Here is a 7,417-nt window from a genome sequence, read left to right as displayed (position 1 = left end):
GGGCGCCACCCGACTGCTGGCCACCGCGGACGGCTGGTGCGCGGTCGCGTTGCCGCGCGCCGATGACGTTGCGACGCTGCCGGCGCTGCTGGAAGCCGACGCGGTTCCCGACGACCCTTGGGCCGCGCTTTCTGATTGGGCGGCAACGCGTTCGACCGAGGCTGTGGTTGCCCGCGGCCAGCTGCTCGATATCGCGGTGGCCGGTCGGGGGGAAGTCTGCGCGGAGCCGCCGGCGGTGCGACCGGGTCGGCGCGGTATCGGCCCGCGGCGGGTGGACGGCTTGCTGGTGGCCGATCTGTCGTCGTTGTGGGCGGGTCCGCTGTGCGCACAGTTGCTCGCTCGCGCCGGCGCCGTCGTCGTCAAGGTGGAAAGCCCGAGCCGACCCGACGGCACCCGTAGCGGCGAGCCCGCCTTCTTCGACTGGATGAACTTCGGGAAGCTATCCTACGCAATCGATTTCGACCACGACGCTGATGCGCTGCGCCAGCTGCTATCCACCGCCGACATCGTCATCGAGGGCTCCCGTCCAGCGGCCCTGCGGCGCCGCCAGTTGAGCGCCGACGACGTGCCCGGCCCGGCGGGACGAATCTGGTTGCGAGTCAGGGGTTATCGTGCCCAGCCGGACCGTTCGGCGTTCGGCGACGACGCCGCGGTGGCGGGTGGGCTGGTCGGTGCCGGTCCGCAAGGACCGGTGTTCTGCGGCGACGCGATTGCCGACCCGCTGAGCGGACTGGAGGCGGCGCGAGCGGTGGGGCAGTCGCTGCGCCGCGGCGGCGGAGAGGTGATCGACGTATCGATGGCGCAGGTAGCAGCGAGGTATGCCGCGCTGCCGCGGGCGTCGTCGACGTCCGCTGCGCTGGTCGCACCGCCCCAGCCGCCGCCACCCAGCCCGTCAGCGTCGCCGCTGGGCTCTGACAACGGCGCGGTACGCCATATTGTGTCCGAGAGGCTCTGTACGCCATGCTGATTCAGCGCGCGATGACGCTGGACGGTGTGGTCGTCGACCTGCGCCTGGGCGCACGCATCGACGAGGTCGCCGACAGGTTGGACCCGCGACCAGGCGAGGACGTGCTCGACGCCGCCGGCGGAACTGTGCTGCCCGGGCTGCACGATCACCACGTCCACCTACACTCCGCGGCCGCCGCCGCGAACTCGGTTCGGGTCGGGCCGCCGCAGGTCCGTGACCGGGTCGCCCTGGCCAACGTGTTGGCGAGCGCCCAGGAAGGCGAGGACGGCTGGATCCGCGCCGTCGGCTACCACGATTCAGTTGCCGGACCACTGGACCGGGCGGCGCTCGACGCCATGATCCCTTTCGTGCCGCTGCGAATTCAGCACCGCAGCGGGGTGCTGTGGATACTCAACTCCGCGGGTCTGGCTCGAATTGGTCTCGCGGACCATCCCGACGGCCGGCTGCGCAGCACCGACTCGTGGTCGGACGCGCTGAGCCGAGGCCAAACCAACCTGGCCGACCTGAGTGCGCGGCTGATCCGCTACGGAGTCACCGGAATCACCGATGCCACACCGGATCTCGACGCTAGCGACATCATTCGGTTAGCCGAACTGCATCGGCGCGGCGAACTGCGCCAACAAGTGTACTGCCTGGCCCCCGGCAAGCGCATCCTGCACGACGACGACCTGGACCTCGAACGGCTCGCTGAGTGGATCGCCGACCGGCACCGCAGCGGCGGGCCGGTCGCCATCCACTGCGTGACAGCAGCCCAGATGCTGGTGACGATCGCCGCGCTGCGCCAAGCCGGCACCCACCCGCGCGACCGTATCGAACACGCCGCCGTGGCGCCGGCGGACTGCATCACCGACCTCGCCGAACTCGCGGTGACGGTAATAACCCAGCCCAACTTCGTTGCTGAGCGCGGCGATCAGTACCTGGACGACGTTCCCGCCGCCGAGCACGACCAACTGTGGCGGGTGGCGTCGCTGCTGCGGGCCGACGTGCCGGTGGCCTTGTCGACCGATATGCCATTCGGCCAACCTGACCCGTGGGCGGCCATGCGAGCGGCGGTACACCGCACCACACCGAGTGGAGTCGTGCTGGGCGCCGATGAACGGGTCTCGGCACCAGCAGCTTTGAGCATGTTTTTCGGATACCCCGAGCAGCCCACCCGGGCGCGTACCCTCCAACCGGGAGAGCCGGGGGACCTCTGCGTGCTGGGCGTGCCGCCGGAAGCGGCGCTGGCCGAGCTAGACGCCGGCATGGTCGCCACGACGATCGCTAGTGGCCAAATCGCTTATGCGGCCGAATGAATCAGGAGATTTCGCCGACGAGGTAGCGCTGCAACGTGGGTGCCACCGCGTCAACCAAGGTGTCGACATCCATGGACTGGATCGGCTCGACGCGCACCCCGTAGCGCATGATGCCCAGTCCGACCACTTGTGAGGCACACAGCGATGCGCGAAACGTGATCTGGTCGGCCCCCAGCGCTTTCAGCAGCGGGTCGAAGACCGGGCCGATGAACAGACTCTGCGCGATGTCAACCGTCTTGGCCAGGCCGGCAGTGGCGATCGCGCTGGCGGCGAACGGCCCGCCGCCGGTGGCATCCCAAGTGGTGAGCAGCATGTACAGCGTCCGCCGACCGGCTTGGTCTACCCCTCCGCGGATGATCCGGTCAATGAAGTCTGGTGTCCCGAATGGCAGGCGTAGCTTACGTGCCACCGGGTCAAGAATCCCGCGCGATGGCTTCTCGCGACCGGTCACGCTGACAGGATGAGCGCAACGCCGACAAAGTTCAAGCATCGACCGCGGCGCGTCGCGGCGTGTTGCTTCAGTGCGGTAGATCCCGGAACGGTGTGTCGCGGTACGGCTCAGGCTCTTTCGGCAGGCCCAGCACTCGTTCGCCGATGATATTGCGTTGGATCTGATCGGTCCCACCGCCGATCGAAGTAAAGTAGGCGTTCATCGTCCGGAAGGTCACCGCGTCACCGACGGGGTTCTCCGGTCCGGCCAACATCGCTTCAGCGCCGACGATTTCGGTTTCGACGCGGGCGGTCTCATGCAGAATCCGTGACATCGCGATCTTCCCGAGCGCCATCAGCGCCGCCGCCTCGCCGCGATCGACCGCGGCCTTGGACCGCTGGGTGTTCCAGCGGTTGACCGTGGCCAGCGCGTCAACCCGCGCGATCTGCTGACGAATATGGGGGTCGTCCAGCTTGCCGGCTTCGCGCGCCAAGTCGATTAAGAGGTTGGTCTTTTCGGGCCGGGGCCGGCGACTGTCCTTGGCGGTGCGGGCCAGATCGCCCATGAAGCGGCGCTCGTAGCCGAGCGCGACTTGCAGTACCGACCACCCGGCGTTGAGCTCGCCGACCAAGTTCTCGGCGGGGACGCGGGCATCTTCGATGAAGACCTCGTTGAACTCTGATTCGCCGGTGATCTGGTGGATCGGCCGGATCTCGACGCCGGGCTGACGCATCGGCAACATGAAAAAGCTGATGCCCTGGTGTTTGGCCACGTCCCAGTCGGTCCGGGCCACCAACATCCCGTAGTCGGCGATTTTGGCGAACGACGTCCAGACCTTCTGCCCGTTGATCACCCACTCCTCACCGTGGCGCTCGGCTTTGGTGCGCAGGCCGGCCAGATCCGATCCCGCACCTGGCTCGCTGTAGAGCAGGCACCATTTGCTATCGCCCCGTATCGACGGCGGAATCAGCCGTCGCTTCTGCTCGTCGGTTCCGACGTCGTGGACGGTGCAGGCGAACAGGTTCGCGCGATCGTGACCGCAGCCGGGCGCGCCGGCTGCAGCGAATTCGGCAGCGGCGAGCCGGGATTGGGCATCGGAGAGGCCGCGGCCATACCATTCGGGTTCCCAGCTGGGCACCGCCCATCCGGCGTCGACGACAAGTTGGGCCCAGCTGGCGCGATCGATTCCGGGATTCCAGTTGGCCGCCAACCAATTTCGGACCTCGTCGCGCAGTTCGTCGTCGTTCAAAGGTCAGGCTCCGCTCTGCCGCAGGTAGCGTTCCCGGTGCCACGACGGGCTGCCCAGCAACTGGGCGTCGCTGCGGGCCCGCCGTAAATACAGGTGCGCCGGATGCTCCCAGGTGAATCCGATGCCGCCGTGTACCTGGATGTTGGTCGCCGCGACGAAGACGAATGCGTCCGAGCAGTACGCCTGCGCCAGAGCAAGATCGGCGATACGCGAAGGTGCTTGCTCGGCGAATGATGCGGCGACGAAGCGCGCCGCCGAGACCGCCGACTCGGCCTCCAGCAACATGTCGGCGCACATGTGCTTGACCGCTTGGAAGCTGCCGATAGCCCTGCCGAACTGGTAGCGGGTCTTGGCGTACTCGGTGGCCATCTCGACCACGCGCCTCGCACCGCCGGCCTGCTCGCTGACCAATGCCGAAGCCGAGCGGTCCAACGCTGCGGCGAACGCCTCGACGCCGGCGCCCAGCCGTCCGACCAGCCGCGCCGGGGTATCGACGAACTGCAGGCGGCACTGCTTACGGGTCGGGTCCACCGTGGTCAGCGGCGTCACACCCAGGCCGGCAGCACCGGCGTCGACCGCGAAAACCGCTGGCCCCGAATCAGTTCCGGCCAGCACATACAACAGCTCCGCTGACTGCCCGTCAAGAACGAAATACTTGTAGCCGGTGACGTGCCAGGCGTCACCGATGGCACCCGCAGACGTGGCGATCGTGGCGGGCAACCGAGCCGAGTCGTCCTCGGCGAAGGCAACAGTGGCGATCAGGTCCCCTGCTGCGATCCGAGGCAGCACCGCGGCGCACTCGGCGGCGTCGCCGGCTTCGGCCAGCAGGCTGGGCACCAGCACCGCCGTCGACAAAAACGGGCTGACCAACAAGACCCGGCCCATCTCTTCCATCGCGATGCCCATTTCCACCGGGCCCGCACCGGCACCGCCGTACTCCTCGCCGATCAGTAGTCCGGTTAGACCCATGGCCGCCAATTCATGCCACAGCTGGCGGTCAACACCGGTGTCGGTCGCCATCAACTCTCGCACCCGCGCTTCGCCGGAGCGTCGCGCCATCAAGTCGGCCACCGCGCTGCGCAGCGCCCGCTGCTCTTCGCTTACCGAGAACGGTGCGCTGGTGCGCATGGCGGCCGATCAGCCCTGCAAAGCAAGGGCGGTGCGCAGGCTCACGCACTCGCTGGCGAAAAATGCCCGTGACACAGCGGCTTTCGGGACCACCACATCGAATCCGTGAAACGCGCCCGGAACCACCTCGACGTTGCACGGGATCCCGGCCGCGGTGAGTCGCTCGGCGTAGGCCAGGTCCTCGTCATGGAACAGGTCGTTGGTGCCGACGCCGATCCACGCCGGCGCCAGCCCGGCCAGATCATCGCGGCGCGCCGGAACGGCGACCTGCGGGTCGGCATTGCCGAGGTAGGACGCCCAGCCGAAGCGATTGCTCTTCGGGCTCCACAGTCGGTAGTTCGGGCTCTTCGGCTCGGCCCCGCTGCGATCGTCGAGCATCGGGTAGGACAGCAGCTGCAGCACCGGGGTGATCTCGCCACGGTCCCGGGCCAGTAGCGCCAGCGCTGCCGCCAGCCCGCCGCCGGCGCTGGCGCCGCCGATTGCCACCCGCGCCGGGTCGACCGCAGGTAGGCCGGCCAGCCAGGTCAGCGCCGAATAGCAGTCCTCCAACGGTGCGGGGTAGGGATGCTCGGGTGCCAGCCGGTAGTCCACCGCCGCAACGGTGACGCCCAGCTCACGGGTGAAGCGATGGCACAGTGCGTCGTCTTGCTGTGCGGTGCCAAGCACATAACCGCCGCCGTGCATCCACAGCAGCGCGGCCGTGGGCTGGCTGACGCCGACCGGCCGGTGCAGCCGCACACCGACACCGGACCCCAGGGTCAGCACCTCGACGCCGTCCGGGGTTTTGCTGCGTTGCAGCCCGCTCAGCGCCCGGACGACGCGGAGAGTCCGTGGGCCGACCAGTGCTCGTGGGGCAAGGCGGGCGATTCTGCGGAGATCAGGGTGGAAATCGGTGCTCGGCATCCGTCCAGTATCGCCAACGGCAACCGGCCGTACGTGTCGGGCTCCGCCGTCACGCCTTGCCGCCGCGGCACCCTCGCTGCGCGTAGTGTCGAATTCATGACGTCGGCAGCTGTGTGATCAGCGGGAGCGTCGGTGTGACATGTGGTACCGGTGACGTGGGGTAGCGACCTGATCGCCGGTCCCGTGAACCGGATCGTCGCGACCACGCGGACCGGTGTCGAAGTGCTGCGGTTCGGTGGCCTTCAGACTGGATCCCGTCCGTCGCCGTTTCAGATCATGGAGCGGTGCGACATGTACCGGCTACGACGCTACTTCCCCGACGGCGCGAATGATCCGTCCCGGCCGCCGGTAGTACTTGTGCCGCCGATGATGATGTCAGCCAACGTGTTCGACGTCACCAGAGACCAGGGTGCGGTCGGAGTCTTGCATGATCTCGGTGTGGACCCGTGGGTGGTGGACTTCGGCTCACCGGACCGGGAAACCGGTGGGCTCGAACGCACGTTGAGCGACCATGTCGTCGCGCTGAGCCGGGTCATCGACTCGGTACAGGCGCACACCGGCCGCGAGGTGCATTTGGCGGGCTACTCGCAGGGCGGCATGTTCTGCTATCAAACCGCGGCTTACCGACGTTCCGAGGGCCTGGCCAGCGTCATCACATTCGGCGCCGCCGTCGATTCGCTCAGAGGTCTGCCGTTCGGAATTCCCGCGGCCCTGGCGGGCCGCGGCGCCCAGCTGATCGCCGATCACGTCTTCAACCGGCTCTCGGTGTCCGGGTGGATGGCCCGTACCGGCTTTCAACTTCTGGACCCGATCAAGACGGTCCGGGCGAGGTGGGACTTTCTACGGCAACTCCATGACCGTGAGGCGTTGCTGCCCAGGGAACAGCAACGCCGCTTCCTCGAGGTGGAGGGCTGGGTGGCATGGTCGGGTCCCGCGGTCGCCGAACTGTTACGGCAGTTCGTGGTCCATAACCGCATGATGGCCGGCGGCGCCGTGATCGATGGCACGTTGATCACGCTCGCGGAGATCACCTGTCCGGTCCTTGCGTTCGTCGGCGAGATCGATGACATCGGCCAACCCGCGTCCGTGCGAGGAATCCGGCGGGCCGCCCCCCGCGCCGAGGTGTCCGAGGTGCTGTTGCGGGCAGGTCACTTCGGGCTCGTTGTCGGATCGACCGCCGCCACGCACACGTGGCCCACGGTCGGTAATTGGGTGCTGTGGCGAGACGGTCGAGCGCCCAGGCCGGAGGGCGTGCATGCGATGGAGGCCGACCCCAGCGACGGGATCGATGGCGATGTCGGGCTGTCGTCGCGTATCGGTCACTCGGCGGGCGCGCTGGCCGAACTGGGCATCGGCCTGAGCCTGGGGTTGGCCGACGCCGCGGTGGGGGCGGCGCGCAGCGGCAGGGAGATCGCCGGGGAGGCCGTGCGTACCCTGCCTCGGCT

Annotated in this window: 6 protein-coding genes and 1 pseudogene; 3 read left to right on the top strand and 4 right to left on the bottom strand. The window is 68.1% G+C overall.

Going from position 1 to position 7,417, the window contains the following annotated elements; translation table 11 throughout:
• Together WAN71_RS07410 and WAN71_RS07405 are read left to right on the top strand one after the other, a co-directional pair.
• A partial coding sequence (locus WAN71_RS07410; RefSeq protein ID WP_422224713.1) for a CoA transferase occupies positions 1–967 on the top strand: 967 nt, incomplete at its 5' end.
• Positions 961–2,262 (top strand): amidohydrolase family protein, encoded by a 1,302-nt coding sequence (locus WAN71_RS07405; protein WP_422224712.1) that lies wholly within the window; start codon positions 961–963, stop codon positions 2,260–2,262. The genes WAN71_RS07410 and WAN71_RS07405, both read left to right, overlap by 7 nt.
• A gap of 1 nt (position 2,263) precedes the next feature.
• On the opposite strand, the gene WAN71_RS07400 is transcribed toward WAN71_RS07405, so the two are convergent.
• The 4 genes from WAN71_RS07400 to WAN71_RS07385 form a co-directional block, all read right to left on the bottom strand.
• Positions 2,264–2,713, bottom strand: a complete 450-nt coding sequence (locus tag WAN71_RS07400; protein WP_422224711.1) for a hypothetical protein — start codon at positions 2,711–2,713, stop codon at positions 2,264–2,266.
• Between the two features lie 67 nt (positions 2,714–2,780).
• Positions 2,781–3,941, bottom strand: a complete 1,161-nt coding sequence (locus tag WAN71_RS07395; RefSeq protein ID WP_422224710.1) for an acyl-CoA dehydrogenase family protein — start codon at positions 3,939–3,941, stop codon at positions 2,781–2,783.
• Positions 3,942–3,944: 3 nt separating this feature from the next.
• Complete coding sequence (locus WAN71_RS07390; RefSeq protein ID WP_422224709.1) at positions 3,945–5,069, bottom strand: acyl-CoA dehydrogenase family protein; 1,125 nt, start codon at positions 5,067–5,069, stop codon at positions 3,945–3,947.
• Between the two features lie 9 nt (positions 5,070–5,078).
• On the bottom strand, positions 5,079–5,972 hold the full coding sequence (locus WAN71_RS07385) for an alpha/beta hydrolase (RefSeq protein WP_422224708.1): 894 nt from the start codon (positions 5,970–5,972) through the stop codon (positions 5,079–5,081).
• Positions 5,973–6,122: 150 nt separating this feature from the next.
• On the opposite strand from WAN71_RS07385, the pseudogene WAN71_RS07380 reads away from it, so the two are divergent.
• Positions 6,123–7,417 (top strand): annotated as a pseudogene (locus tag WAN71_RS07380) (acyl-CoA synthetase); the annotation flags it as partial.

Source organism: Mycobacterium sp., from assembly GCF_049280035.1.
In the GTDB taxonomy this organism is placed as follows: Bacteria; Actinomycetota; Actinomycetes; order Mycobacteriales; family Mycobacteriaceae; genus Mycobacterium.
This window is presented reverse-complemented; position numbering and strand designations above follow the sequence as displayed.

What these genes read in the sequence shown, in the direction of transcription:
- WAN71_RS07405 (WP_422224712.1), top strand. Translation starts at nt 961, where the DNA reads ATGCTGATTCAGCGCGCGATGACGCTGGACGGTGTGGTCGTCGACCTG.
- WAN71_RS07390 (WP_422224709.1), bottom strand. Translation starts at nt 5,069, where the DNA reads ATGCGCACCAGCGCACCGTTCTCGGTAAGCGAAGAGCAGCGGGCGCTG.
- WAN71_RS07385 (WP_422224708.1), bottom strand. Translation starts at nt 5,972, where the DNA reads ATGCCGAGCACCGATTTCCACCCTGATCTCCGCAGAATCGCCCGCCTT.